A 25,966-nucleotide genomic window follows, 5' to 3' on the forward strand; every position below is an offset into this window, starting at 1 on the left:
GCAACAATCTATTGGAGTCTTTGGTTTTATTTATAATTTAAGGAGGTGCTCACTATGGCAGCAGATATCATTAGCACAATCGTTGAATTTGTTAAACTTATCGCAGAAACAGTAGCAAAATTTATCAAAAAATAAGATTTGATAAAAGTATTTGTTAGAATCTTTTTCCTTACTTAGACTAAAGTAAAATCAGGTTTCGATATTGAAGCCATTGTAGCAATATTTAATAATCGGTAAATTCACTAAATTTTTTCATAATTAATAACATCCCCAATTAAATAGAATAACTGTAAATAAAACATTCCCTTAATATGAAGAACAGGCGAGTCCCTCCCAAGCTCGTCTGTTCATTTTTATTTTATGGTCATGAAAAAAGGCGTTACTTCTTTAAATAAGAGAGGTAGCGCCTCATATTTTATATTTCTTTTTGTGCATAGCGATATACGGACGGTCGCATATTTTCAAAAACTGGAATAGCACGTCGTTGTGTGTCTACTTTTTGAAGATCTAATGTGACGGTCATCACTGTTTCATTTTCATCCGCTTCAGCAATGATTTCCCCATTTGGATCTACTACTATTGAATGTCCTGCATACGTTGTTTTACCATCATCACCACTGCCATTAACAGCAACGACATACATATCATTTTCAACTGCACGTGCTTGTAATAACTGACGCCAATGTGTGAGTCGAACTTCGGGCCATTGTGCGACATAAAACATCACTTTCGCACCTTGTGCTGCAGGGTAACGGCTCAATTCAGGAAAGCGTAAGTCATAACAAATGATTTGAGATACACTTGTGCCGTTAGAAAGCGTATATGGGTAGGGGACAGTCTCGCCACCGGTTAAAAAGTCTGGTTCATCTAACATCGGAACGAGATGGATTTTATCGTATTCATAAATTTTTTCACCGTGTCGATTTACGGCAAACGCTGTATTGTAAATGGCACCTTCTTTATGGTTAGAAACAGAGCCCGCAACAATGTCTACATGATAATGTTGTGCTAATTTTTGTATAAAAGCATAACTTTGAGCTAAGTCTTCATCTGCTAACTGTTCTAACTGAGGTAATGCATAGCCGTTATTCCACATTTCAGGCAAAACTATGACCTCTGTTTGATTATCTAAATGTTGTTCAAATAACGTAGCGATTTTTTGTTCGTTTTGACGTGAATTAGCGATTGCGACATTAAATTGAAATAATTGTATTTGCATCATCATCATCCTTATTTTCGAATTAATCCTAGTGTACTAAATGATGAACGGTTTAACAAAAATCTTAATTGAATACAATCAAATATACATGAGGGTGGTAATCGGAGTCACTTTTGTTTATACTGGCTTTGTTAAAAAACTTTAAGCAATCAGAGGTGAATCTGATGGTAGAACATAAAAAAGAACATAGCGTCAAACGACTATTTAAATTGGGAATCGGTTCAATGAGTATTTTATGTGTTGTATCACCTCTTTTATTAACTCGTGACGTCGTTCAAGCAGCGAATATCAATAACAGTGCGACGACTTTGAATACATTGAGGGTCACTTCATCGTATGATCAAACGGCAGACATGGATGATTTACGAAGCGACGTTTCTTCAAATGGGAACGCTGCTGAAACACCTTCTTTCAATGAAATAACAACGCCTTCAACTGATGAAACAGATGCCGCGTCAACGGAAAATGTGAAACCGAATGATGAGGTACCGGCAACGGATGAAAGTGAATCAACAACACCGAGTACAGAAGACGACACATCTATAGAAGAACCGGATACTGAAGAAGTTCCATCTCATGAAGAAAATCAACATCACAACGACCCAAGTCAAGAAGGCCAACCGTCTCAACCTGATCAACCAGATACAAAGAAAGATGAAGAGAGTGGGGAACAGCCGAATAAAGAAAATCATCAGAAGCCGCATCAACCGAATAAAGACAAACCTTCAAAAGATCAACATACTAAACCTGATAAAGAGGACAAACCCACACCACCGCCTAAAGTGCCAGATCGTCCGAATCAAAAAGATGATACTTCAAACCATATCCCACCACCTGCAACAGATAACGGTGGAAACGGTAATGGCGGTACAACAACAGGTCCAAATGGGGGAGGTGGCAGTGAAGCAAGTCCACAACCGAATGGGCAACCGTCAAATGGCAATGCAAGCGATCCCCAGCAAAACGGTTCCGTTGCAAGCACCAACCATTCGAATCAGTATGGTACATCGGCTTATGACGAATACGCAGGGTTATTGAATAATAATTATAAATATAATCCATTGTTTAAAGAAGAGGTTGCGCGTTTAAGTCAATTTGGAAGTCAAGGCCAACGTGATATTGCGAGTTTGAGTCGTAAAGAACAATTTTCACAAAATGCATTTTTAGATGACTTGCAACAAAGTACAGATTATTTTAGATATCAATATTTTAATCCGCTTTCTACAGAGCAATACTATCACCGTTTAGATAAACAAGTATTAGAACTCGTCACAGGGGAATTTGGTTCGATGCCAGATTTCAAGAAAAGTGGCGATAAGTCATTGGTTAATAAGCATCAGCAAGATAAAGTGAAGAAAATTGAACAGCACGGAGAAAATTTTAATACGCATCGTATGAAAGATACGAAAGAAGATGCAGGAAAATCATTAAGTTACAAGCCAATGATTTATATTGGCATTGTCATGGTCGGTTTTGTCGGCCTGATTAGTATGATTTTATGGAAACGGCTGCATCATTTTTGGAAATAAAATAACAAAGGGTTAGGACGCTTTAACTGAAGTCGTCTTAACCCTTTGTGCATTGTAAAAAATATATCTGAACTATTTAAAAGTAATTTTGTGAAGCCAACCGTGTATGGTTTATGAAAGGAAAAATGACATCCACTGTGTGGTTAATAAATGGACGAATTGTGTTTGCTTAACGGCTTCTTCAATCATCTTTTCAGGTATCATAAGTTGAATGAGTGCAACTAAACCATTTTGAGCCATATGAATACCGATCGACACACTCAACCGCTTCGTATAAATATAAAATGCGGAAAAAATGATCCCCATAACAAAATAAGCTAAGAAATGCGAAAAATCCATATGGACAACAGCAAACACTGTAGAACTAATCGTCGTTGCAATCGTGAATTTGACCCATCGACTCGCTTTAATCGCGTGATACAGTTCACCAAACAATACTTTTCTAAAGACAAACTCTTCTAATAGTGGTCCGACAATCGCTATCAACACAATAAATATAGGCATTTGACGAGCGATTTTCATAATTCTTAACGTATTCTCACTCGCAGGATTAGCCCCAAATAGTTGGACAGAAATGAGATTCACAATCATTTGTGCGATAAACACAATGACTAGACCTACTAAAATATAGGGAAGTACATAACGTTTTTTCTCTTTCGGACCGCGTTCAAAGTTTAATTTATTTTTCACAAAAAACTGCAGTAAGATGATTAAAATGGCGACAATGATAAAAGCAGTGAACTGAACTGCTATCGATTGCCGCAACAATTCTGCTTGGTTGTCCGTTTGAATCCAGCCAACCGCACGTGCAATAAAAGGTGATATTTGTGCAAGGATGTATAATACTACGGTGAGTAGTGAAACCCAAAATCTCTTCATAATTAGCCTCCGTTCAATCCCTTTTATTCTAACGGAAAATAAAGGTGTGGACAATGGCTTTGAACGTAAACGCTTGAAATTTTGACCAATTTTGATTATTATAGAACTAAATTAGCACTCAATAAATGAAAGTGCTAAATTGATGTTGAACATAAGGAGGCACTCACACATGCTTAGACCATTAGGAAACCGTGTAGTCATCGAAAAGAAAGAACATGAACAAACAACGAAAAGCGGTATTGTTTTAACTGATTCAGCTAAGGAAAAATCCAATGAAGGTGTTATCGTTGCGGTAGGTCCGGGACGCACTTTAGACAATGGTGAACGCCTAAAACCAGAACTCAACGTAGGCGATCGTGTTGTGTTTCAACAATATGCAGGAACTGAAGTGAAGCGTGACGACACAGAATACTTAGTGTTAACTGAAGATGAAGTGTTAGCTGTGATTGAAGACTAAATTTAAACTGATATATAAAAGAAATGAATGAAACAACGGAGGTAATAGAATGGCAAAGGAATTAAAATTTTCTGAAGATGCACGTCAAGCGATGTTACGTGGTGTCGATAAATTAGCAAATGCTGTTAAAGTGACAATTGGTCCAAAAGGGCGCAATGTCGTACTAGATAAAGAATTTACAGCACCACTCATTACAAATGATGGTGTAACGATTGCAAAAGAAATTGAATTAGAAGATCCTTATGAAAATATGGGTGCGAAACTTGTTCAAGAAGTTGCGAATAAAACGAATGAAATTGCAGGAGACGGTACGACAACAGCGACTGTACTTGCGCAAGCGATGATTCAAGAAGGACTTAAAAACGTAACAAGTGGTGCGAACCCAGTTGGAATCCGTCAAGGTATTGATAAAGCAGTGGCGGTCGCAATTGAATCATTACACAACATTTCGCAAAAAGTTGAAAACAAAGAAGAAATTGCACAAGTCGGCGCGATTTCTGCAGCTGACGAAGAAGTAGGTCGTTACATTTCTGAAGCGATGGAAAAAGTCGGTAATGACGGTGTGATCTCAATTGAAGAATCAAATGGTTTTAACACAGAATTAGAAGTCGTTGAAGGGATGCAATTTGATCGTGGTTACCAATCGCCATACATGGTGACAGATTCTGACAAAATGATTGCAGAATTAGAAAGACCATACATTTTAATTACTGACAAGAAAATCTCTTCATTCCAAGATATCTTGCCATTATTAGAGCAAATTGTACAATCCAACCGTCCTATTTTAATTGTAGCGGACGAAGTAGAAGGCGATGCGTTAACCAACCTTGTCTTAAACCGTATGCGTGGTACATTTACAGCCGTTGCAGTTAAGGCACCTGGTTTCGGTGATCGTCGTAAAGCAATGTTAGAAGACTTGGCGATTGTAACAGGCGCACAAGTGATTACAGACGATTTAGGTCTTGAATTAAAAGAAGCGACTTTAGATATGTTAGGTACGGCAAACAAAGTTGAAGTGACTAAAGACAATACAACAGTGGTTGATGGTGACGGTGATCCTGCGAACATCGATGCACGTGTCGGTCAATTAAAAGCACAAATTGAAGAAACTGATTCTGACTTTGATCGCGAAAAACTTCAAGAGCGCTTAGCAAAATTAGCTGGCGGTGTTGCGGTGATTAAAGTGGGTGCAGCGTCTGAAACGGAATTGAAAGAACGTAAATTACGTATTGAAGATGCATTAAACTCAACACGTGCAGCAGTAGAAGAAGGTATTGTTGCAGGTGGAGGTACGGCATTAATGAACATTTTCAAAGACGTCCAAGCTATCGAAGCGGAAGGCGACGAAGCAACAGGTGTGAACATCGTATTGAAAGCATTGCAAGCACCTGTACGTCAAATTGCTGAAAATGCAGGTCTTGAAGGTTCAGTCATCGTTGAAAGAATGAAAAATGCTGAACCAGGTATTGGTTACAACGCAGCTACAGACGAATGGGTGAACATGTTAGAAGCAGGTATCGTGGACCCAACGAAAGTGACACGTTCTGCTTTACAACACGCAGCAAGTGTTGCGGCAATGTTCTTAACAACTGAAGCGGTAGTTGCAAACATCCCTGAAGATAAAGGGAATGATATGCCACAAATGGGCGGCATGCCAGGGATGATGTAAAACAGCTTATAAATGATGATTTAATGGCATTTTATAATTGTGAATGACATATTAATAACATAAAAGATTTCAAAAAGATAAAAATGCCGTTTAATTCAGATGAACCAAACGAACATTTAAATTCATTCTTTTGAGGCGTTTTCCTTAAGCGAGCAAAACTTATGGGAAGCGTCCTTTTTGTGTGAATTGGTAATCTCAGCATAAATCTTTAAAGACGTATTTTTAAAAAACTGTATTAGGTAAGCGGCGCATAAATAGGGTGATTGATAAAAATGAGTAATATTAATAGTTGCATGGAAGTAAGTGGTTTAAAATTCTCTGAAGGTGAAAATGCTGTTCATTTAGATTTAAGTGAAGGCGAATACCCTTTTTTAGATGATGGAAAAAGCTTTAACAAAGATTATTTTGAAAGGATTCATAACAATGCAATTCAAATTTTACAAGATTTGTTTCAACAAAGTAATACTATTGATATAGTTCTTTTATATTATTTATATGGGGACTCATTTAAAAAAACTAGGTTCAAAGAAAAGTTTAGTTATTTCAATAATAACGAAATACCAGATTTTAAAGAATATATTAATGATGAAGGCATCCAATGTTATATTTTTTCTTATAAAAATAAGACATTGAAGGATTTAAATTATAAAAAATTAGTGCGAGCAATTTCCAATCAAGATTTTAAGGGTTTATTCCCAACAATTAATCAAAAAGACAATTACTTAGATATATATTTAATGGATAGTAAAAGAGGCATATTATTTCACTTGTATGATGATAGAGGGCTGTGGCTATATTTTCTAAATAAGCAGTCATATAAAATTTATTCTCAAAAATACAGCAACCTCTTGTTTGATGTAAGTCATGAAATGGATTAAAGTTTATTTAAAATTAATAATACTAATTTTATTATCGGTATTTATATATTTGAATTATAATTGCAAGTATGAAAAAAGTAAAATAGCAGTTCTAGATACAGGTGTTGAAAAGAAAGCTATTAAAAGCAAAGTAATATCTCGTAATTTTACTCTTGACAATAACTGGAATAGCGTACATGCTAATAAAGTTTCAAAAATTATAGAATATGAAGCAGATATAGTTATTTACGATGCTAAAGTTTTGAACCGTCATGGTAACGGAAGATTGGAGGATACTATTTCAGCACTTGACTGGGCAATTAAAAATAATGTCGATATAATAAATATGAGTTATGGCTTTACTAAAAATTATCCTGAATTACATAGAAAAATAAAAGAAGCTCATGAAAAAGGCATTATTATTGTAGCTGCAAACGGTAACGACATTTTTGGTGGTAAAGAATTTCCAGCATCCTATAAAGAAACTATATCGGTTGGAGTCTTGAATAAGGAAGGTTCAAAGTCTGTCTTTAATTCTAACGATGATGCTGACGTATTCATTTCGGTTGATAATAAGTTGCCTAATAGCGGTGAGAATACTTCTATGGCTACAGCTTATGTATCTAATAAATTGACTAAACTGTGCAATAGGAACTTGAGAAACATGGACAAAGATGAAATATTAAAGTTAATTAATGAGTTAGATTAATTAAGAATGTATAATAATTATGTTTGCACAAAAGTTAAAAATACGAATCAATTTTTAACATTTATGAGGCAATTAGGTTATTAAGTTTGAGATATGTGATGCTAGAATGACATCATACTCGTTATGATATAGCCTCATCACACTTCATAACAAAATAAAAACCACTTTCCAATATGGTGTCATGACATTTGGAAAGTGGTTTTTTTACGTATTATGAAAATGTGTAACATTACCGCACAGGATGCTCATACCATTCTTTTAAAAAGGCGTATAGCACTTCTGTAAAATGATCCAAATCTTGAATGCGAATTTTTTCATTCGTTCCATGGGCTTCATTGAGCTCTCCTGGACCGTATAAAATAGTTGGAATGCCAAAGTCTGCGGTCCAACCACCATCTGTCACAGTTGTGCTCATTGTCGTTTGAAGCGGTGTCTGGTGTACGTGTTCATGTGCTTTAGCTAACATATGAAAGCCTGCGTGTGTTGTTGGTAAAGTAAAACTAGGGAAGATTTCACCTTTATCCTCAATCATAGAAGTGCCACCCCATTCGAATTGAAGTGGGTTTTCATTGAGCCATAAATCACTCTCAGCCACTTTATTTAAGTACGTTTCTATTTCTTCAATAATCGTTTCGTAATTTTCATCAGGTAAATAATGCACTGTTATCCATAAACGACATTGATCGGCAATAAAAGCAGGGTGACGTCCGCCTTCAATGACTGCAGGATTAATCGTGTTAGCACCGGGAGGCATACCTGGACAAGATTTAGTGACTGCCCAATGACGTTCTAGTTCTTGAAGTGCTTGAATGATTTTTACCATTTTTTCAATCGCACTGGCACCGTGACGTCCGCCGCCAGCATGAATTATATGACTTCGTGCACCGTCGTGAATCGTTTCTTGGCTTTGGATGGTCACCCAACCTGTAATGACGCCACCTTGACCCATCGCAATATTGTCACTCGTATCTAACACAAGTGCTAAATCAGCTTTTGGTGAATGTTCACAAGCGACTTTTGTACCTGCTTCACCGACTTCTTCGCCGACAACAGAATGTACGATAATATCGCCTTCAGGTTGTAAGCCTTCTTGATGCAAGCGTTCTAAATTATAAAAGAGGGCGGACATGCCACCTTTCATATCAGCAACGCCTCTACCAAATAGAAAACCATCTACTTCAGTCAGTTGAAAAGGATTGAAGCGCCAAAATTGTTCATCTTCTACTTCTGCAACATCGACATGGCCATTTAAAATCAGGCGAGGGGCATCGGGGTTTCGACCTTTCAATGTACCAACAATAATTGTGTCATTATCATAGAAAGGAATGGTTTGTACGTCAAAACCCGTATTTTCGAGCCAAGTTGAAATTTGTTGCTGTAAAGTCTGCGTGTTACGGGCTGGGGGACTCACTGTCGGATGCGCAATTAATGTTTGAAGTATATCAAATTGTCGTTGTTCCATAAGGATGACCCTCCATTGCTAATAAATATTTTTTACGATGAAGTCCGCTATTGAATCCACCTAATTGCCCATCTTTTCGTAAGACACGATGACACGGTACGATAATAGACAATGGATTTTGACCGATAGCAGATGCCACAGCACGTACACTTTTTGGACGGCCAATCATTTGTGCAATATCACTATAATTTACAACCGCCCCAAAAGGGAGTTGTTGCAACGCTTGCCACACTTGTTGTTGAAATGGCGTACCAATGACGTGCGCGACGGGTGTTTTGAATGTGTGATAATGGCCATGAAAATAAGCTTCTAACTCTAAAGCAATTTGGTTCACAATCGGATGATGTGAAATTTGAACGAGTGGTGCTTGCTTTTGAAAATGTTTCAATGCAGTATGATAATCTTTTGAGTCTGTAAATGACAAACCTAACAAGGCGTTATCATTCACAACAGCGGTCATTAACCCAAGTGGTGTATTAATATGTTGAAAGTAAAATGACATCCGATTCGACCTCCTTTAATTTGATTGAAATGGCACGAAACCCTCACGACTGATCGCAATGTTGTCATTTGGAAAAACGTCTTGCATTAATTTTATCACATGCAGATAGGCGTCTGGATGATACCAAGACTGTAAATCGAGATTTTCGTATAAAGATTGAATGCCGAGTGAGTGGGTGCGACGACCGTTTGACCCGTCACCCATAAAGTAATCGTCAATCGTAACATGGTCGACATGTTCAGCTAATCGTTCGGCAAACTGATCCGTACAAGGTAGCACAGGTGCAATAGCAATTTGTGTGGGGATTTGAGCTGCGCGAAGTTTGTCCACAGTTTTCAATCTTGCTTGAATGCTCGGTGCTTTTGGTGTGAAATGGCGAATAATGTCTTCACGGTCGGTTTCTACGGTCATACTCACGATGAAATTACCAGGATAAGATTGAAGGATGTCGATATCTCGTTGTATGAGCGGGCTACGTGTTTGAATGAACAGAAAATCAGGCGGACAGTCATGCATTTCAGATAATAAATTGCGCGTCATTTCATATTTTTTCTCAAGTGGCTGATACGGGTCGGTAGAAGAGGACATGAATACTGTGAAAGGTCCTTTAGATTTATTTTTCTGGAGTTCTTTTCGAAATTTCAGCTGTTCATCTGTTTTAGCTGCGACCCAATCGCCCCAAGTTTTACCTGAAAAGAGCGAAATCGGTGAGCGACGTACGTAACAGTAAGTGCACGCAAATTGACAGCCCATGTATGGATTCAAAGTATGTGTATAATCTTTTAAATAGCCACTCGCTTTCGTTAAAAATTGTTGTGGCTGACGTGATTGGATGTCCATCAAATCCTCCTAAAATAAAAACAGACAGGTGACTTGCGACGACCTGTCTGTGTTGGGTTTATGCTTGTAATGTTTCAATCGCTGTAGCAATCGTTTTAAAGACGTATGGCAAATCTTCTTTTTCGATACAACTAAAGGCGATGCGAATATCAGTTTCGTTAAGCGCAACGATACCGATTGAATGCTTCTCAATGAGATGTACACGTAATTCTTCAGCATTCACACCTTTCACTTTCAACGCCATGAAGTAACCAGAGTTAAAGTCATATGGTTGCCATAATGATTGGTATGCTTCATCATAAACGAGTTCTTTTGTCACTTCATAACGTGCTTGTAAAATTTGAATGTTGTGTTGTACTTCAGCATTGAAAGATGCCCCTTGTTTCAGCGCGTGTTGTACTGCAGCTTGAGAAGGTGTGGCACCACTTGAGTTATTACTACGAATGAGTCCTTTCATTTTCGCTTCTAGCACATTTTTTGTCGTGTCATTTGAAGTACCAAAAGTTAAGAAACCGACACGGAAGCCCCATGCGAAAAACTCTTTTGTCGCACCATCTAAACGAATAGGTAGCACACGTTCATTGTTCAATTGTGTCAGTGCAGTGAAAATGGATTGTGTGTATACATCTTCGTAAAACAATCCGTAATATGCATCATCGACAACTGCAACGACATTGACACCGCGTTTTGCCAAACGGTCAATCGCTTGAACAATTGTTTCAACTTCATCCGTTGTAGGTGTGTAACCAGTTGGATTGTTCGGATAATTTAATAACATGATGACTTTATCTTCTTCAAATTGATCTAACGTTTTTACAAGATGTTCGGTTGTGAAATGACCTTGTGCATCAAAAATAGGGTAAGTTTGCATTGTCGCTTGATGACGAATACCGTACACGAGATTATAGTTGCCCCAATTATGTTGCGGTAATAATACTGTGTCACCTGGGTTTACAAATAAATCACCAATTAATGATAAACCATGTGTTAAGGCGTTCGTCACGATAGGTAAACTCATCGCTTCTTTCGTTAAGTCAGGATTCTCTTTTAACATTTTTTGTTGCCAAAGTTCACGTAATTCAGCCAAACCTTGTGGCGGGGCATAAGCAAAAACTTCATCTGTCGTTAAATGATCAAACATGCCATATAACGTCTCAGTGTACATTTTACCTTCAGCTGTTGTAGCCATACCGATTGTCGCGTTATATTTTGTCGCTTTGGCTTCAGCAGATTGTGTCAAAATGCCTTTTGGATAATACATATTGGTTCCAAGGTCGGAAAGCATATCTAGGACGACTGGGTTTTCTTCACTTAACTGTTCGTTTAATTGTAGCGCTAAAGGGTTCATAGGATTCGACCTCTTTCTATTTTTTCATCATATACGTCTATCATACAGTGAATAACAATAAATTTAAAGAATAGACTGAGAGAAAATTCAACTTAAAAGTGCAAAATAAGAACACATGTTCGGTATTTTGTGTTAAAATAAATATAGCCACCACTCCCTACATTTTTGGCACTTTATAAGAAAACGGTTTCTAAAAGTAGGAGGTGTTTAATCATGTCGTGGACAGAATTTTGGATGTTATTAATTAATGGTGGCATTCTCATTATTTTTAGGTGTTGGGTCGAATCGAAGTGGAGAAGACGAGATCGGGAAAAACAGCAAAAAGATGATTCAACACATTCATGAAATAAGGCCCAACAAACAAAAGCCCCAAACTTGCGGCAACAAGTTTGGGGTATTTAATCATGTGTGGATACACTATTATTTTATCACCTTCACAATTTGGAGGCAAACGATTTATTTACGAAAGATATGTAATGTGTAGATCGTAAGCTTTAGATTGGGCATGAAAGAATTCATCGCTACGAGTTCGTGAAGTACTGTTGACAAATGGCTCAACTTTTTCTAATGTTTGAATCAGCAATTAATAAAAAGGAGAATCCAATGAAACATTTAACGAAAATTTTTGTCATAATTGCGTTATTAATTTTTGTTATTGGCATCGTTTTACAGTTTTTAGGGGAAGAAACGTCAGCCATTAAGCTGTTTATCGCGACCATTTTATTTATGATTTGTGCCTTTATTAGCCGTCATAATGATCGAAAAAAGCAACGTTAAGCAATTAAATACATTGAATTTGATGAAATGTAATGTAAAAAAGTTTAAAATTTTAAATATAACAAGTTGATAGTTGTTTTCTATCGGATGATTTTGTTATGTTTACGAGTGTTGACCATTTTCTATACATGGTAAATGTTTTTGGGAGAAATGTATAGTTGTGGGAAAGAGAAGTATTCGCACTCAGTACATAGGTGTGTCGTCATTTAAAACACGAATTCAGTCTATATTTAATGATAAAGGGCAGTTTTACAAAAAGTGCAGTCGAACATATACATATCTCACATGTTTTGACTGATCGATACTATTTAACAGGATGCGCTATTAAGACGATAGTGAGTTGCTCAAGGTTTAGTGAGCCAAACTTTATGATAAGTCATCGCAAGCATATGAGTAAAGTCATTTCAAATGTAACATCTAATCAATAAACAGGAGGATTCGTGGATGGAATTGAAACAAATCACCAAACAATATGGCAACAATACTGTCATTGATCGCGTTGATTTTGCATTTAATGATAGTAAAATTGTTGGATTAATTGGTAAAAATGGTGTTGGGAAAACAACATTAATGAAAATTATGAATGGCAATATTATTAATTACCAAGGAAGTGTTCAAGTAGCAAATAACGATAAAATCGGTTATTTAATTGAACATCCGAAACTTTACGATAATAAATCAGGTCTATACAATCTAAAGCTTTTTGCACAAGTTTTAGGTACAGGTTTTGATGAAGCGTATACGAACCATATTATCAAAGCATTCGGTATGGAATCCTATATTAAGAAAAAAGTGAAAAAATATTCAATGGGGATGAAACAAAAACTGGCTATCGCTGTTTCTCTTATGAATAAACCGAAATTTTTAATTTTAGATGAGCCCACAAATGGTATGGATCCAGATGGTTCAATCGACGTCTTAAAAACGATTGAACAACTCGTACAACAATTAAACATGAAAATTCTCATTTCGAGTCATAAATTAGAAGATATTGAACTCATTTGTGACCGTGCTGTCTTTTTAAGAGACGGTCATTTTGTTCAAGACGTGAATATGGCTGAAGGTCAATCCACAGATCAAACGATGATTCAAGTGGACCCTGATGACTTTGAACAAGCATTATATTATTTAACTGATCACTTTAAAGTCGTACAATCACAGAAAGAATCAGGAGAAATTATCTTAAATGTGCAAAGCGATTATCGCAATTTCCTTAAAGGATTAGCACAAAAAGGTATTTTTCCACAATATATTGAAACACGTAAAGTATCATTACGCGACACTTATTTCAATATTAATCAACGAGGTGGTCAATCATGAATATATTGCAATTGTTCAAGTTCGACATCGTGAGTATTTTAAAAAGTCCGCTGACTTATTTAGCGATTCTTCTCGGTATTGCGCCATTGCTCATTACAGTCATTATTTTAGTCACGAACGATAATCCGATAAATGCAAATACAATGTTTAGTGTTGGAAAATGGTTCTTTTCACTCATCGGTTTACTATTTGTTATCAAAACGATTACACGTGATACTGCTCAAGGAACGATTCAACTCTTTTTAAATCAAACACAGAGCCGTATCGGTTATTTCGTTGCGAAAACTTTATCTATCATTTTCATCAGCATTTTCACAACAGCTGTTGTCGTTGTAGTCACATATTTAATTCAATGGTCAACTGATGGTAAAGATTTAGATAATGATCAGTCATGGAAATTACTCGTATTTTATTTAATTTTATTCTTCGTGTATGGACTATTACTGTTTTTGATTAACCTGATTGTTCAAAAACCAGCATTAGTGTATACACTCGGTATTTTATTGTTACTTTTATTACCAGTCGTCAAACCTTTTATTCCGCTTATTCCTGAAATTGGCGATAATATTCAAGATTCATTAAAGTATATTCCGTTTAGTTACTTAAGCGATAAGACTTTAAGCGATGGTGTGACGTTTACAAATTGGCAATGGGTCATTAATGTTGGATCCATCGTCGTATTATGGTTGGCGAACTTAGGTTTAATTGCGAAAAAAGATATTTAAAAAACACGCCTATTTTTATATAGTAACTTAATGATTGCTACTGGGCTCTCGCGCTACAAGAGGCTGACTAGACTTCTCAAAAGCACAGGCGTTGGGAAGTCAGGTCGCTTCTGTGTTAAATCGTAGCCACACGCAAAAGGAAAAAATTTTAATCTATATTTCAATACCTCAAGCGACTCGCACCCTGGCTAGCAATCAAATGTATCACTCTACTTCAAAAGTGGGGTGATTTTTTATGCTTTTAAAATGTAACATCTTGTGTATTGACACGCCTTACTTTTGAGGTCGTGTCGTCCTTAATTTCTAAGGTTGGTACTGAAATCATTCGATGACTTCTAATCTTGTAAAATTAAAAAATGCTGCGTAAGCGTTTACATTTATGATTTTTTACTATAGAATACTTGTATACAAGTTAGGGGTGATGAGATGGAAATTCCTAAACAATGGTTGACGTATTTATCAAAAGGGGAGGCCATAGCTGCTGCTTTACGTTTAAGTATCATAAGTGGGGAACGCACAACGCAAAAATTACTGACTGAAAACCAAGTGGCAAATGAGTTTCAAGTGAGTCGTTCGCCTGTGCGAGATGCGTTTAAAATTTTAGCACAAGAGCGTTTAATTCGTTTGGAACGGATGGGGGCTGAAATTATTCCTTTTACAGATAAACAGCGGCAAGAATTAACTGATATTCGCCTGATGATTGAATCGTTTGCCTTTACGAAAGTCATTCAACGGTCTGATTGGATGGAAATTGTGCAATCAATGCAACAAGCGTTAGCGATGATGCAAGTGAACATCCAATATAAAGATGCTGCGAGTTTTGCGGAAAATGATTTGAAATTTCATGAGTTAATGGTTTTAGCGTGTGATCATCATTATTTAACGCATTTATGGCAACAAATTATGCCGACGATGTTATGTCTGAACTATATGAGTATGAAAAAGCGGATGGACGAGAATTTTGATGATTTTGAGCGCGTCATTCAAAACCATGAATTGTTTGTTACAGCGATTGCACAAAAAGATAGAAAGATGATGTATGAAGCGTTCGAAGCCAATTTTAATGATTTAAACAACGATATTGGCGCATTTTGGGCTCAGTAATATTAAAAGAAAGGTGTATCACTATGGAGAAATATATGATTGGTGTAGATATTGGAACGACCAGCACGAAAGCCGTGTTGTTTAATACTGATGGGGAAGTTCAACAAAAAGCACTGATAGAATACGCATTGCACACACCACGTGTCGATGTTTCAGAACAAGATCCAGATATTATCGTCAATGCAGTGACAGAAACCATTGCAGAAGTGGTGCGGAAAGGTGACGTGCCACATGAAGCGCTGCAATTTATTTCGCTCAGTGCGCAAATGCATAGTTTATTGCTTATAGATGAATTACAACGTCCAATGACCAAAAGCATGACATGGGCGGATAATCGTGCGCGTTTTGCTGCTGAAGATATACTGAATCATCACGACGGGTATGGCATTTATCAACGTACTGGAACACCGATACATGCGATGTCACCGTTAAGTAAATTATGGTGGTTAAAACAAGATGAAAATGAACTTTTTGAAGCGGCAACACGCTATGTCGATATTAAATCGTATGTTCTGTACCAATTGACTGGCGAATGGGTGATGGATGCTTCGATTGCGTCTGCTACAGGATTGTATCATTTACAAGATAAAACGTGGGATGAACAAGTGTTGGCGTTGCTTGATATTCCGGCTTCGAAATTACCAACACTCGTATCGACGACGCATCAACTGCACTTGAAAGATGACTATATCGCTGAAAAATTGGGCTTGCGTCGTGATTTGCCTATTATTGTCGGGGCGAGTGACGGTGTATTGTCGAATTTAGGCGTGAACAGTTTTGAGCCAGGAGATGTGGCCATTACGATTGGAACATCAGGTGCCATTCGTACAGTTGTCGACCATCCTGTCATTGATGAAAAAGGGCGTATCTTTTGTTATGTGCTCGATGATGAACATTATGTCATTGGTGGGCCGGTCAATAATGGTGGTGTCGTATTACGTTGGCTCCGTGATGAATTGTTAGCGAGCGAAATCGAGACGGCGAAACGATTAGGGATTGAAACGTATGATGTGATGTCTCGTATTGCACAAAATGTTCAACCAGGCGCGCAAGGTTTACTGTTCCATCCTTATTTAACAGGGGAACGTGCGCCATTATGGACATCTGATGCACGCGGTTCATTTATCGGATTGACTTTATCACATCAGAAAGAACATATGATTCGTGCAGTGATGGAAGGCGTATTATTCAATTTATATACTGTCTTTTTAGCATTAATTGAAGTCATTGGCACGTCACCGCAATCGATTAAAGCAACAGGTGGCTTCTCAAAAAGTCATTTATGGCGTCAAATGATGGCTGATATTTTTAATACTAATGTTGAAATACCAAAAAGTTATGAAAGTTCATGTCTCGGTGCCTGTGTTTTAGGATTAAAAGCACTCGGACAAATTGATAACTATGACATTGTGAAATCTTGGGTAGGTGCGACACATCAACATCAACCAGAGGCAGCGCATGTCGACGTCTATCAAAAATTGGCTTCTATCTTTATTCAAATTAGTAGAGATTTAAGTCCGTCATATCAAAAATTGGCACAATTTCAACGTGATTTAGAAAATAATAAAGAATAGAGGGGATCCGTATGTTTCAAGAAATTTGGCCATTGTTAAGTGTGGCTATTGCAATTATTGTGTTATTAATCTTAATTATGAAATTACAGTTAAATACATTTGTCGCACTGGTTATTACGGCAATGGTGACCGGCATTTTACTCGGGATGCCATTTGATAAAATTGTCGCAACGATCGAGACAGGTATGGGCGGTACATTAGGCCATATCGCATTGATTTTTGGGCTCGGTGCGATGCTAGGGAAGTTGCTCGCTGATGGTGGTGGCGCGACGCAAATTGCGGATACGTTAATTGCTAAACTCGGTAAAAAATATGTGCAGTGGGCGATGGTGATTGCTTCATTTATCATCGGGATTGCATTATTTTTCGAAGTCGGTCTTGTATTATTAATACCACTTGTCTTTACGATTGCGAAACGAATGAATGTATCTCAATTAAAAATCGGTATGCCTATGGTGACCGCGTTATCAGTCACACATGGATTCTTACCGCCACATCCAGGTCCAGTCGTTATCGCTAAAGAATTAGGCGCAAACATTGGAGAAGTTTTATTATACGGTTTTATTGTTGCAATACCTGTCACAATTATCGCGGGACCTGTATTTGCGAAAATGGCACCACGTTTAACACCAACAGCGTTTCAACGTGAAGGCGATATTTCATCATTAGGTGCAACGAAGTCCTTTAAAGATGAAGAATTGCCAAGTTTCGGATTAAGTACATTTACAGCATTATTACCTGTATTGCTTATGTTATTTGCGACACTTTGGCAACTGATTTCTGGGCATGAAGGCAAAGCGCACAATACACTTGAAAGTATCATTTACTTTATCGGTAGTGCAGGTACAGCTATGTTAATCGCAGTTGTCTTTGCGATTTTCAGCATGGGTATTCGTCGTGGTATCCCAACGAAACAGGTGATGAATACATTAACGCAAGCCATTTATCCGATTGGGATGATGCTGTTGATTATCGGAGCGGGTGGCGCATTCAAACAAGTGCTCATTGATGGAGGCGTTGGCGGTGCGATTGAAAAGATATTTACTGACGTGAATATTTCGCCAATTCTATTAGCATGGTTAGTCGCAGCCATTTTACGCCTTGCGCTCGGTTCAGCAACAGTAGCAGCGATTTCCACAACGGGCATCGTGTTACCGTTATTACAAACAGCAGATGTCAACTTAGCGCTCGTTGCATTAGCGATTGGAGCAGGGAGTATCTTCTGCTCTCATGTAAACGACGCAGGTTTCTGGATGTTCAAAGAGTATTTCGGATTAACAGTAAAAGAAACATTTTTAACATGGTCATTAATTGAAACGATTATTTCAGTGAGTGGACTCGTGTTCGTTCTGTTTATAAGTTTATTCGTATAAGCATTGTAAAAAGTAGAGGTTGGGACGTAGAAATTTTTTATGTCCCAACCCCATCTTTTTGATTAAACGAGTCGAGACATAATCGATTCATACACATCATGCCAAAATGATGCGTCTGTCAAATAACGCTCTCGAATCTTGAGATGTACTTCTTTTTGCTTCTCCTCAAAGCTCGGATCTGTTTTTTCCGGCAACGATGCTTTTCGTAAGTCCTCAACAAATTTTTGGACATTGCGTGCACGAGGCCCCCATACCGCTTTTTGTTCAAACTTCTCATTCATAAAAATATAAATAGGTATTGAACGGGACTTGCCATTTGTTAAATATTGATCAATTAAATCTGTGTTGTCATCACGATAAAATGCGCGAACCTCTAAATGGGCTTGTTCGGCAATATGTTTCAAAATAGGGTTATTCATCATTGCATCCCCACACCAATCCTCTGTAATGACGAGGACATATTTGTAGCCACTGTCTTTAATTTTTTTAATTCTCTCATCATCAGTCGGCATATCGAAATCTTTATAAATATTTAAGACTTCCGTTTGATTTTGTTCCATATCTTGAATGTACTGTTCGAAAGGTTTAGCTTCTGCGTAATAAGTTCTTAAATGTGCCATAAAATACCCCTCCTTTTTATTCATTATACCAGTGTATGATTTTGAAGAAAATTAAAAAGATTACGACAAATTAAGATTATGACATTTACAATACAAATATTCAAAAAGTGTTTAATTTTACAGCACAACTCCTTATAATTTGGGGTAATAATAGATTACTAAAAAAGGGGGGAGCTGCGGTGGATAAAATTACGTTTTTGAATGAATTAGAATATCAATTACATCGATTGCCGAATCATATCGTTGACGAAGTGATGAATGAGTATGAAAACCATTTTTATCGTGAAGGTTTAGATGGCAAATCAGATGAAGCCATCGTTAATGCTCTCGATACACCGAAACAAATCGCGAAGCAACGTTATGCGAAATATGCAGTCAAAAATGCTGAAAAGAAACCGGATGTGACGCATTTAGTCCGTGCGGTATTTGCAACGATTGGCATGAGCATGATTACATTGTTTTTTATTGTGATTCCGCTCTTTTTTGTAGGCTTACTTCTACTCATAGGGACATTTCTCGCTTTAGGCATGTTGTTATCGCCATTGTTACTGTTGATTACAGATATTTGGTCAGGGATGTTTTCTTTTTCCCTCAGCAATTACTTGTATAGTTTTGCTTATTTAGGACTTGGCATGATGTTTATCGTCATCATTGTTAAACTGATTGCTGCTATTAGAAAATTACTGATTAAATATTTAAAATGGAATGTCAATTTTATTAAAAAAGGAACATCACAGTCATGAGAAAGTTATTCATATTTGGACTCAGTTGCTTTTTAATTTGTTTTATTTTAGGAACAGCCGTGTGGTTTGGTTTTGAAAAGAAAAAACAATCTGTTGAGAAAATCGATAAAACCTTTGAAAAAAATGCAATCAATCAAATCGTGATAAACGTTGATTCGACTAATATAAAAATGGTGCCGAGTGATGACTTTCACATCTCCTATGAAGGAAAACAAGATATGAAAGTTTCGAAACAAAGTCGCGTGCTGACCATTACTGAGATGAATCGCTCAGGGTTTCGAACGCCGAATCTCAATCCATTTAATAATTTAGAAGGGCAGCTTGAAATCGGTATTCCTCAAAATCAACTTAAAGAAATCGATCTTACATCGAATTTAGGCGCGATAGATATAGCAGATGTCAATGTTGATCACGCAACGATTTGGAATGGTGACAGTGGAGAATTGAATATTCATAATAGTGAGTTGACCCATTCTAAATTTAACGCCAATGAAACGCTTGTTAATATTGAAAACAGTCGCATAGATAAAAGTGAATTTAATATTAAACAAGGAAAAATTAACGGTGAAAAGACGCTACTCAAGAACAGTATTTTTAAGTTGAATAAGGGTGATATTCACTTAAAAGATATGCAAACGGATTGTGATTTCAAAAGTTCAGTCAAGGATGGCAATATTTATTTAGGGTATCATCAACCGCCAACTGACGTGATGCTGTCACTTAATCCTGAAAAAGGTAAAGCTATCATCAATAACGACGAGATTAAAAAAGGTAAAAATGGGACAGGTGCGCATCAAATAGAACTTTATACGACACGTGGCGATATTACTGTTGAATAGTTAAAATACAGGGACTTGGATATGACATGATCCGAGCCCTGTATTTTTTATATCGTGATGGGGATGGGGCGTAGAAATTTTATATCCTAACCCCAATATTAATGTGTAGCAAAGTGAATGTCAGTATCGATGTGACCTGTTAACGGTGTCGTGTCAATTGGCTGACCTTTAAGCCAGGCGCCGAAATCAAATTTGATGGGGGGGTGATTTTCACCTAAAGTAATCCAGGCATAAAGTTGACGTGGTTCATACATCGTTGTGTGAATCGTGCCACTCCAACTTTTAAACAACTTACTATAAAGTTCATATTGTGGGTCGTTAAAACGTTTGAAAATTTCGAATCGTGATAGTTCAGATGACTGGACTTGGGCATCCAGCCGCGCCAAACGTTCTACTGACTCTTTGGTATAGTTACGGTTTTCATGTGTCAGTAATTTAAAGTGATTCGTACAAGTTGTATCGTAACGGACATCAATGCCTCTCGGTGTCACTTCAACAATGGCATGTGCACCTGTCTTATCTTGCACGATATAGCTGAATGAGCTTCGATGGGGCAATGCTTTTAAAAATTGGATTGCTTCTTCGACATTGCGACAATATTCTAATACTAAACGTCCAATCATATAACACACAAAGCCATTCGCAGGTTTTTTCCGATGCATAAAATTATAAGCCATCACTAACCCATGCTCGTTCATTCCATCCATACGCCCAGTTGTTCGTGACATCGGACCAATTTGCGCATAGCCACCATCAGTCGGTTGGTACAGTTGATAACGTGCATCGTATGTGGCCGGATGGTAATCGTAATTGCGTACTAAGTAATTCTCTCCAACAAAAACCGAGCAGCCACTATCAGGCAATGTTGTAAAACGATAATGTGCAAAGTTTAAAATCGCTTGTCTTGTCGGGATGTTCAACACATCTTGAATCCCTTGAATTTCATCCCATATTTTAGGAGCAAACTGTTGGAAAATTTGATAGGTTTCTTCTACATCGATGTCAAAACGAGGGACGCGCTTTTTCCATTCTTTTGCTCTATTTTTCAACATGGCAGTTTGTTGTAGCCATTGAGCAGTAGCAACACCATAATCATAATGTGTACAACGAAAAGTTAAAACGTCTGATGACACTTGTTGCATGGGTATCCATCCTTTCTGACATCTGTATAACATAATTTGTTAATAGGTTGTAATATTTCCTTAATGGTAATTCATACACCATTTTAATATACTTATTTTATCATTATAACAATTGGAAAAGTATATTAAATCAATAGGGGGGAAGTATATGTGGGAATACTATTTTAAAGCTAAACGCTGGTTCTATAAAAATTTCACAAAATAACTGCTGTTTTGAAGTTTTTACGAATAAGTTTAACATGCATAGAAGATAACATGAGACGTATATGGAAGCGTGTCATATAGATTTGAATATAAATAACACACATGCAAAAACGAGAACGAAATGAAATCTTTTCGATATGAGTGGGTTACAGTGAAAAGTCAATAAGAATATTTAATTGAGGGAACTGAGGTATGCTGCGTATCTCGGTTCTTTTTGATGAATGAACGCGTATGTCACAACAAAAGTGGGGCAGAAGTCTCTCTTCAAAAAGATTGGCCCGTCCCACTTTAATTTGTTGAACGATAACAGAAAATGCTGTGTCTCGTCGTGTTTTCAGTCCAATTTACTACAATGAAATAAAGTGGAGAAGGAGATGTGATGCATGTGTAAGATTCAATTGCTAAACTGCATCATGAATGAATGGAGGTTTGATGTATGAGTGGCGCACGAACCTTATTCAACGAAATGCAGTTTGAATTGATGGCGTTATACTTTCAATGATGGCATTATGTCGAGTGGATTTCAGTGACATTTGTTGTGATGTAAATCGTTTTAATACGATGGTTGAGTGATTGCGTGTCTCCAAATGTTAATGCGACAAGTGTCTTCGTTGTTTTTGGATAATCTGGATTTTCTATGGAGTATACATAAAATATAATCATTTGATCGTCATTGATTTGTGCACGATGAATCATCTCAAAATTCCATTGTTGATCTTTCATTTTGGAAATTTGATTCATACGTTTTCGCAACATATCGATAACATTTGATTTTGTGAGTGACTGTGGTTCTCCGAGTTCATTCACATAATATGCAGCGACACGATCATCTACCATATCCTCAATTTTATCAATATCATTGTTTTTCCATGAACTTACTAATGATATATATGGCATTTTAAGAGCCCTCTTTCATTATTCTTTATATTGATAATGTAACATATTGACTCTAAAAATTGAATGAATTTCTGATTAATAAAGTCGATATTAGGGTATAAGTTTATTGATGTGCTGTTTTTATGATATGATAGTTGTAACATCAATAATTTTAGAGGTGAAGCGTTATGTGTAATTTCATTAAGGGAATATTTAAATTTTTATTTGTTTCAACACTAGTGATTACTGGCGTTGTAGGTGTTGGTTTAGCTGTGTTGACATATGTATTTAAAAAAGACTTTGAAGAAATCGAAAGCAAAACGAAAGAAATTATTGCTGATATCGAAGCGAACCAAGGATAAAAGTAACATTCGCTTTTTAAACGTTAAAAGAGTCTTTTGAAGCGAAACCATTTTTATGATTTTGAGAACAGAGAGCGAGGATATGAAGTCTATGATAGGATTAGATTTCAAACTCGCTTTTTTTACTGTCAAGATGAATGGAAATATGAAACGTTTCTCGTGTGTCTCATCATCAAAATTTGGTAAAATAGACGTAAGAAAATGGAGGGATGCATGCCATGGTAAAAGGTTATATTGGTTCTTATACGAAAAAGGACGGTAAAGGAATTTATCGCTTTGAATTAGATGAACAAGCAGGACGTATTGAAACGGTTGAAACAGGATACGAGTTGAATGCGTCAACATATCTTGTTCAACATGAAGATACATTAATCGGAATTACGAAAAATGATAAAAATGCTGGTTTAGCCACATTTAAAATAAATCAAGATGGCAGCCTTGAAAAAACAGGGGAATCATTGGCGTCATTTAAAGGTTCGGGTTGTTATGTCTCAGTATCACCAGATGGAAAGTATGTATTTGAAGCGGTTTATGGTGATGGGGTGGCCCGCATTTATGAACTTGATGCTGCAAACAACCGTATTACACGTTTAATTGAAGAAGTGTTTCACGAATACCCACATGGTCCTAACGTAGACCGACAAGAGCAGTCACATGTCCATTATTTAGATGTCACACCTGAGCACAAATACGTTGTGGCTGTTGATTTAGGTGCTGACTTACTCGTGACATATCATTATGGCGACCAAGGCTTAGAGGTAGCACACAGAACAGCATTGGAACCAGGTGACGGCCCTAGACATATTGCTTATCATAAAACTGGACGTTATGCTTACGTCGTTAATGAGTTGTCAAATACGGTTGTTGTGATGGCATATGAAGATGGTCGTTTTACAGAATTAGAGCGTCACTTAACGATTCCAGAAGATTTTCTGTTACCTACAAAGTTAGCTGCGGTCCGTTTATCACATGATCAACGTTTCTTATATGTGAGCAACCGTGGACACGACAGTATTGCGATCTTTAAATTATTAGAAGACGGTGCCAAACTTGGATTCGTCGATATTGTTTCAAGTGGTGGCGCATTCCCAAGAGATTTTAATATTACAGAAGATGATGCTTACCTTGTAGCGGCGCATCAAGAAGAAAATTCAGAAGTGGTCGTATTTAAACGTGATCTTGATACAGGTCGATTAACCAAAACAGACGATCAACAAACAGCTCCAGAAGGCGTTTGTGTGAAGTTTTTGGACGAAACACAGTTATAATAATATAGAAAAATAACGAAAAGGCCTAGGCATTTTTAAATAATTGCCCAAGCCTTTTTCTTTTGAGTTAAAGTTTGACATAATTGAACATGAAAAAATTTGATATCTTTATTTCTTAAGCAGTTTTTTCACATAGCCAAGTTTTCCTTTATACGGCGGAAATAATAAGCCAGTTTCTAACTTTGTCGTTTTGAAAATGTATGGCTTTTGGTGTGAAAATGTTTCGAATGAATATTTGCCGTGGTAACGACCGATACCTGAAGCGCCAACCCCGCCAAAAGGAAGTTTCGGATTGGCTAATTGTAAAATCGTATCATTAATAGCGCCACTGCCGAATGACAGTTCATTTAAAACGCGTGTTGTGGCATTTTCATCTTCACTAAATAAGTACAACGATAACGGTTTTGGTTTCGATTGGACATAGGCAATGGCTTCGTCAAAATCGCGATATGTCAAAATCGGTAAAATAGGTCCGAAGATTTCCTCTTGCATAATCGGGTCATCCGCTTCTACACGATCGAGTATTGTTGGCGCAATGTATCGTTGCTCGGCTACTGTTTCGCCACCGACAATGATGTTCGATTGATGTGTTGTTAAAAGTTGTGCTAAACGGTTAAAGTGGCGGTCATTCACAATACGACCTAAATCTTCACTGTCAATCGGCTGGGCACTATAAAATTCACGAATCGTCGTAGTCAGTGCTTCAATAAAATCAGACTTGATCGTTTCATCAATAAGGACATAATCCGGCGCGACACACGTTTGACCGGCATTCATAAATTTACCAAAACAGATACGTTCGCTTGCGACTTTTAAGTTGGCAGTTTTATCAATAATGGTAGGGGACTTGCCGCCAAGTTCGAGTGTCACAGGAATCAGTTGTTTCGCCGCAGCTTCGTATACGATTTGACCTACTTTTTGACTGCCAGTGAAAAAAACGTGGTCAAAAGGCAGTTCCAATAATGATTGAATGGTTTCAGCGCCCCCTTGAGCGACCGCAACATATTCTGAATCCAATGCTTGCGTAATGATTTTTTCGATGACAACAGCCACATTTGGTGTGAGTTCGGACGGCTTTACAACGGCAGTATTACCGGCAGCGATAGCACCAATTAAAGGCTCGAAAATCAATTGGAATGGATAATTAAATGGTCCAATAATCAAAACTGTGCCTAAAGGTTCGTTGACGATAAAACTTTTGGCTGGAAAAAGAAAAAAAGGTGTGTCAATTGCTTGCGTTTTTGCCCATCTTGATAAATTTTTGCTGATATATCGAATGTTGTTTAATGTATAACCTATTTCTGTACCATAGGCTTCCACTTCGCTTTTACGTAAATCTTGTTTAAGTGCGTCAAAAATCTCCTGTTCGTGCAATTTGATTTGTTTGGCTAATTGTTTTAAAGCCTTTTTACGTGATTTGAGCGATCGTGTCGCATGAGATCTAAAATATCGTTGTGTTGCTTCGAATTGTATGTGAAATGGATTCAATTGGAAACGCTCCTTTCAAATAATCTATTGTCTTTCATCAATTCGGATAAGCTGAAGGCAAGGGTTTTGCTACTATCGCA

Annotated in this window: 27 protein-coding genes; 17 read left to right on the forward strand and 10 right to left on the reverse strand. The window is 37.2% G+C overall.

What is annotated here, in order from left to right; all coding sequences use genetic code 11:
• The first annotated feature begins 54 nt into the window (after positions 1 to 54).
• Positions 55 to 135: a delta-lysin family phenol-soluble modulin gene (locus EL101_RS13795; RefSeq protein ID WP_110161296.1), complete on the forward strand. Its 81-nt coding sequence runs from the start codon at positions 55 to 57 to the stop codon at positions 133 to 135.
• 280 nt (positions 136 to 415) lie between these two features.
• Here EL101_RS13795 and EL101_RS04180 read toward each other — a convergent pair whose 3' ends face one another.
• Complete coding sequence (locus tag EL101_RS04180) at positions 416 to 1,219, reverse strand: carbon-nitrogen family hydrolase (RefSeq protein WP_096597591.1); 804 nt, start codon at positions 1,217 to 1,219, stop codon at positions 416 to 418.
• 164 nt (positions 1,220 to 1,383) lie between these two features.
• Here EL101_RS04180 and EL101_RS04185 point away from each other — a divergent pair, with 164 nt between their 5' ends.
• Positions 1,384 to 2,748, forward strand: a complete 1,365-nt coding sequence (locus EL101_RS04185; protein ID WP_096597593.1) for an SdrH family protein — start codon at positions 1,384 to 1,386, stop codon at positions 2,746 to 2,748.
• Between the two features lie 111 nt (positions 2,749 to 2,859).
• Here the strand turns inward: EL101_RS04185 and mroQ are convergent, their stop codons facing one another.
• A complete protein-coding gene (gene mroQ / locus EL101_RS04190; protein WP_096597595.1) occupies positions 2,860 to 3,627 on the reverse strand; it encodes an intramembrane glutamic endopeptidase MroQ in 768 nt (255 codons plus the stop codon).
• A gap of 169 nt (positions 3,628 to 3,796) precedes the next feature.
• On the opposite strand from mroQ, the gene groES reads away from it, so the two are divergent.
• The 4 genes from groES to EL101_RS04215 all read left to right on the forward strand — a co-directional run bounded on the left by groES (position 3,797) and on the right by EL101_RS04215 (position 7,319).
• Positions 3,797 to 4,084 carry a co-chaperone GroES gene (groES, locus tag EL101_RS04195; RefSeq protein ID WP_019166410.1) on the forward strand — a complete coding sequence of 96 codons (288 nt, stop codon included), beginning with the start codon at positions 3,797 to 3,799 and terminating at the stop codon, positions 4,082 to 4,084.
• Between the two features lie 49 nt (positions 4,085 to 4,133).
• Entirely contained in the window at positions 4,134 to 5,753 is a 1,620-nt protein-coding gene (groL, locus tag EL101_RS04200; RefSeq protein ID WP_019167564.1) for a chaperonin GroEL, read from the forward strand.
• A gap of 272 nt (positions 5,754 to 6,025) precedes the next feature.
• Entirely contained in the window at positions 6,026 to 6,631 is a 606-nt protein-coding gene (locus tag EL101_RS04210) for a DUF3885 domain-containing protein (RefSeq protein WP_096597597.1), read from the forward strand.
• Positions 6,618 to 7,319, forward strand: coding sequence for a S8 family serine peptidase (locus EL101_RS04215; protein WP_096597599.1), 702 nt, complete (start codon positions 6,618 to 6,620; stop codon positions 7,317 to 7,319). Before EL101_RS04210 ends, EL101_RS04215 begins: the two co-directional genes overlap by 14 nt.
• 229 nt (positions 7,320 to 7,548) lie before the next feature.
• On the opposite strand, the gene EL101_RS04220 is transcribed toward EL101_RS04215, so the two are convergent.
• The 4 genes from EL101_RS04220 to EL101_RS04235 are packed head-to-tail and all read right to left on the reverse strand — an operon-like array spanning position 7,549 to position 11,471.
• Entirely contained in the window at positions 7,549 to 8,781 is a 1,233-nt protein-coding gene (locus EL101_RS04220) for an acetylornithine deacetylase (RefSeq protein WP_096597601.1), read from the reverse strand.
• Positions 8,762 to 9,283, reverse strand: coding sequence for a methylated-DNA--[protein]-cysteine S-methyltransferase (locus EL101_RS04225; RefSeq protein ID WP_096597603.1), 522 nt, complete (start codon positions 9,281 to 9,283; stop codon positions 8,762 to 8,764). Before EL101_RS04225 ends, EL101_RS04220 begins: the two co-directional genes overlap by 20 nt.
• 15 nt (positions 9,284 to 9,298) lie before the next feature.
• Positions 9,299 to 10,123 (reverse strand): SPL family radical SAM protein, encoded by an 825-nt coding sequence (locus EL101_RS04230; RefSeq protein ID WP_096597605.1) that lies wholly within the window; start codon positions 10,121 to 10,123, stop codon positions 9,299 to 9,301.
• Between the two features lie 58 nt (positions 10,124 to 10,181).
• The gene (locus EL101_RS04235; RefSeq protein WP_096597607.1) at positions 10,182 to 11,471 is read right to left on the reverse strand and encodes an aminotransferase class I/II-fold pyridoxal phosphate-dependent enzyme; all 1,290 of its coding nucleotides are present in this window, start codon (positions 11,469 to 11,471) and stop codon (positions 10,182 to 10,184) included.
• A 213-nt stretch (positions 11,472 to 11,684) separates the two neighbouring features.
• Here EL101_RS04235 and EL101_RS13475 point away from each other — a divergent pair, with 213 nt between their 5' ends.
• The 7 genes from EL101_RS13475 to EL101_RS04260 all read left to right on the forward strand — a co-directional run bounded on the left by EL101_RS13475 (position 11,685) and on the right by EL101_RS04260 (position 18,344).
• Positions 11,685 to 11,816, forward strand: coding sequence for a Trp-rich small protein (locus EL101_RS13475; RefSeq protein WP_019166417.1), 132 nt, complete (start codon positions 11,685 to 11,687; stop codon positions 11,814 to 11,816).
• Between the two features lie 258 nt (positions 11,817 to 12,074).
• Positions 12,075 to 12,248: an SE1626 family protein gene (locus EL101_RS13200; protein ID WP_096597609.1), complete on the forward strand. Its 174-nt coding sequence runs from the start codon at positions 12,075 to 12,077 to the stop codon at positions 12,246 to 12,248.
• 444 nt (positions 12,249 to 12,692) lie between these two features.
• Positions 12,693 to 13,568, forward strand: a complete 876-nt coding sequence (gene pmtC, locus EL101_RS04240; protein WP_096597611.1) for a phenol-soluble modulin export ABC transporter ATP-binding protein PmtC — start codon at positions 12,693 to 12,695, stop codon at positions 13,566 to 13,568.
• Entirely contained in the window at positions 13,565 to 14,293 is a 729-nt protein-coding gene (pmtD, locus tag EL101_RS04245; RefSeq protein ID WP_096597613.1) for a phenol-soluble modulin export ABC transporter permease subunit PmtD, read from the forward strand. The genes pmtC and pmtD overlap by 4 nt, the downstream gene beginning before the upstream one ends.
• A 426-nt stretch (positions 14,294 to 14,719) precedes the next feature.
• Positions 14,720 to 15,397, forward strand: a complete 678-nt coding sequence (locus EL101_RS04250) for a GntR family transcriptional regulator (RefSeq protein WP_096556734.1) — start codon at positions 14,720 to 14,722, stop codon at positions 15,395 to 15,397.
• Between the two features lie 23 nt (positions 15,398 to 15,420).
• Positions 15,421 to 16,971 carry a gluconokinase gene (gntK, locus tag EL101_RS04255; RefSeq protein ID WP_096597615.1) on the forward strand — a complete coding sequence of 517 codons (1,551 nt, stop codon included), beginning with the start codon at positions 15,421 to 15,423 and terminating at the stop codon, positions 16,969 to 16,971.
• Positions 16,972 to 16,982: 11 nt separating this feature from the next.
• Positions 16,983 to 18,344 (forward strand): gluconate:H+ symporter, encoded by a 1,362-nt coding sequence (locus EL101_RS04260; protein ID WP_096597617.1) that lies wholly within the window; start codon positions 16,983 to 16,985, stop codon positions 18,342 to 18,344.
• Positions 18,345 to 18,406: 62 nt separating this feature from the next.
• Here the strand turns inward: EL101_RS04260 and EL101_RS04265 are convergent, their stop codons facing one another.
• Positions 18,407 to 18,964, reverse strand: a complete 558-nt coding sequence (locus tag EL101_RS04265; RefSeq protein ID WP_096597619.1) for a thioredoxin family protein — start codon at positions 18,962 to 18,964, stop codon at positions 18,407 to 18,409.
• Positions 18,965 to 19,143: 179 nt separating this feature from the next.
• Between EL101_RS04265 and EL101_RS04270 the strand changes: the two genes are divergently transcribed.
• Together EL101_RS04270 and EL101_RS04275 are read left to right on the forward strand one after the other, a co-directional pair.
• On the forward strand, positions 19,144 to 19,707 hold the full coding sequence (locus EL101_RS04270) for an HAAS signaling domain-containing protein (RefSeq protein ID WP_096542381.1): 564 nt from the start codon (positions 19,144 to 19,146) through the stop codon (positions 19,705 to 19,707).
• The gene (locus EL101_RS04275) at positions 19,704 to 20,546 is read left to right on the forward strand and encodes a DUF4097 family beta strand repeat-containing protein (RefSeq protein ID WP_096597621.1); all 843 of its coding nucleotides are present in this window, start codon (positions 19,704 to 19,706) and stop codon (positions 20,544 to 20,546) included. The genes EL101_RS04270 and EL101_RS04275 overlap by 4 nt, the downstream gene beginning before the upstream one ends.
• Before the next feature lie 98 nt (positions 20,547 to 20,644).
• Here EL101_RS04275 and EL101_RS04280 read toward each other — a convergent pair whose 3' ends face one another.
• Together EL101_RS04280 and EL101_RS04285 are read right to left on the reverse strand one after the other, a co-directional pair.
• On the reverse strand, positions 20,645 to 21,688 hold the full coding sequence (locus tag EL101_RS04280) for a C45 family autoproteolytic acyltransferase/hydrolase (RefSeq protein WP_096597623.1): 1,044 nt from the start codon (positions 21,686 to 21,688) through the stop codon (positions 20,645 to 20,647).
• Between the two features lie 711 nt (positions 21,689 to 22,399).
• The gene (locus EL101_RS04285) at positions 22,400 to 22,789 is read right to left on the reverse strand and encodes a hypothetical protein (RefSeq protein WP_096542387.1); all 390 of its coding nucleotides are present in this window, start codon (positions 22,787 to 22,789) and stop codon (positions 22,400 to 22,402) included.
• A gap of 167 nt (positions 22,790 to 22,956) precedes the next feature.
• Between EL101_RS04285 and EL101_RS13205 the strand changes: the two genes are divergently transcribed.
• Together EL101_RS13205 and pglS are read left to right on the forward strand one after the other, a co-directional pair.
• The gene (locus tag EL101_RS13205) at positions 22,957 to 23,130 is read left to right on the forward strand and encodes a hypothetical protein (RefSeq protein ID WP_096597625.1); all 174 of its coding nucleotides are present in this window, start codon (positions 22,957 to 22,959) and stop codon (positions 23,128 to 23,130) included.
• 218 nt (positions 23,131 to 23,348) lie between these two features.
• On the forward strand, positions 23,349 to 24,398 hold the full coding sequence (gene pglS / locus EL101_RS04290; protein WP_096597627.1) for a 6-phosphogluconolactonase: 1,050 nt from the start codon (positions 23,349 to 23,351) through the stop codon (positions 24,396 to 24,398).
• A 108-nt stretch (positions 24,399 to 24,506) separates the two neighbouring features.
• Here pglS and EL101_RS04295 read toward each other — a convergent pair whose 3' ends face one another.
• Positions 24,507 to 25,886 (reverse strand): aldehyde dehydrogenase, encoded by a 1,380-nt coding sequence (locus tag EL101_RS04295; RefSeq protein WP_096597629.1) that lies wholly within the window; start codon positions 25,884 to 25,886, stop codon positions 24,507 to 24,509.
• Positions 25,887 to 25,966 lie beyond the last annotated feature (80 nt).

This window comes from Staphylococcus delphini (genome assembly GCF_900636325.1).
GTDB lineage: Bacteria > Bacillota > Bacilli > Staphylococcales > Staphylococcaceae > Staphylococcus > Staphylococcus delphini.

Coding starts and splice junctions, on each gene's coding strand:
- EL101_RS13795 (WP_110161296.1), top strand. CDS start 55: ATGGCAGCAGATATCATTAGCACAATCGTTGAATTTGTTAAACTTATC.
- EL101_RS04180 (WP_096597591.1), bottom strand. CDS start 1,219: ATGCAAATACAATTATTTCAATTTAATGTCGCAATCGCTAATTCACGT.
- EL101_RS04185 (WP_096597593.1), top strand. CDS start 1,384: ATGGTAGAACATAAAAAAGAACATAGCGTCAAACGACTATTTAAATTG.
- mroQ (WP_096597595.1), bottom strand. CDS start 3,627: ATGAAGAGATTTTGGGTTTCACTACTCACCGTAGTATTATACATCCTT.
- groES (WP_019166410.1), top strand. CDS start 3,797: ATGCTTAGACCATTAGGAAACCGTGTAGTCATCGAAAAGAAAGAACAT.
- groL (WP_019167564.1), top strand. CDS start 4,134: ATGGCAAAGGAATTAAAATTTTCTGAAGATGCACGTCAAGCGATGTTA.
- EL101_RS04210 (WP_096597597.1), top strand. CDS start 6,026: ATGAGTAATATTAATAGTTGCATGGAAGTAAGTGGTTTAAAATTCTCT.
- EL101_RS04215 (WP_096597599.1), top strand. CDS start 6,618: ATGAAATGGATTAAAGTTTATTTAAAATTAATAATACTAATTTTATTA.
- EL101_RS04220 (WP_096597601.1), bottom strand. CDS start 8,781: ATGGAACAACGACAATTTGATATACTTCAAACATTAATTGCGCATCCG.
- EL101_RS04225 (WP_096597603.1), bottom strand. CDS start 9,283: ATGTCATTTTACTTTCAACATATTAATACACCACTTGGGTTAATGACC.
- EL101_RS04230 (WP_096597605.1), bottom strand. CDS start 10,123: ATGGACATCCAATCACGTCAGCCACAACAATTTTTAACGAAAGCGAGT.
- EL101_RS04235 (WP_096597607.1), bottom strand. CDS start 11,471: ATGAACCCTTTAGCGCTACAATTAAACGAACAGTTAAGTGAAGAAAAC.
- EL101_RS13475 (WP_019166417.1), top strand. CDS start 11,685: ATGTCGTGGACAGAATTTTGGATGTTATTAATTAATGGTGGCATTCTC.
- EL101_RS13200 (WP_096597609.1), top strand. CDS start 12,075: ATGAAACATTTAACGAAAATTTTTGTCATAATTGCGTTATTAATTTTT.
- pmtC (WP_096597611.1), top strand. CDS start 12,693: ATGGAATTGAAACAAATCACCAAACAATATGGCAACAATACTGTCATT.
- pmtD (WP_096597613.1), top strand. CDS start 13,565: ATGAATATATTGCAATTGTTCAAGTTCGACATCGTGAGTATTTTAAAA.
- EL101_RS04250 (WP_096556734.1), top strand. CDS start 14,720: ATGGAAATTCCTAAACAATGGTTGACGTATTTATCAAAAGGGGAGGCC.
- gntK (WP_096597615.1), top strand. CDS start 15,421: ATGGAGAAATATATGATTGGTGTAGATATTGGAACGACCAGCACGAAA.
- EL101_RS04260 (WP_096597617.1), top strand. CDS start 16,983: ATGTTTCAAGAAATTTGGCCATTGTTAAGTGTGGCTATTGCAATTATT.
- EL101_RS04265 (WP_096597619.1), bottom strand. CDS start 18,964: ATGGCACATTTAAGAACTTATTACGCAGAAGCTAAACCTTTCGAACAG.
- EL101_RS04275 (WP_096597621.1), top strand. CDS start 19,704: ATGAGAAAGTTATTCATATTTGGACTCAGTTGCTTTTTAATTTGTTTT.
- EL101_RS04280 (WP_096597623.1), bottom strand. CDS start 21,688: ATGCAACAAGTGTCATCAGACGTTTTAACTTTTCGTTGTACACATTAT.
- EL101_RS04285 (WP_096542387.1), bottom strand. CDS start 22,789: ATGCCATATATATCATTAGTAAGTTCATGGAAAAACAATGATATTGAT.
- EL101_RS13205 (WP_096597625.1), top strand. CDS start 22,957: ATGTGTAATTTCATTAAGGGAATATTTAAATTTTTATTTGTTTCAACA.
- pglS (WP_096597627.1), top strand. CDS start 23,349: ATGGTAAAAGGTTATATTGGTTCTTATACGAAAAAGGACGGTAAAGGA.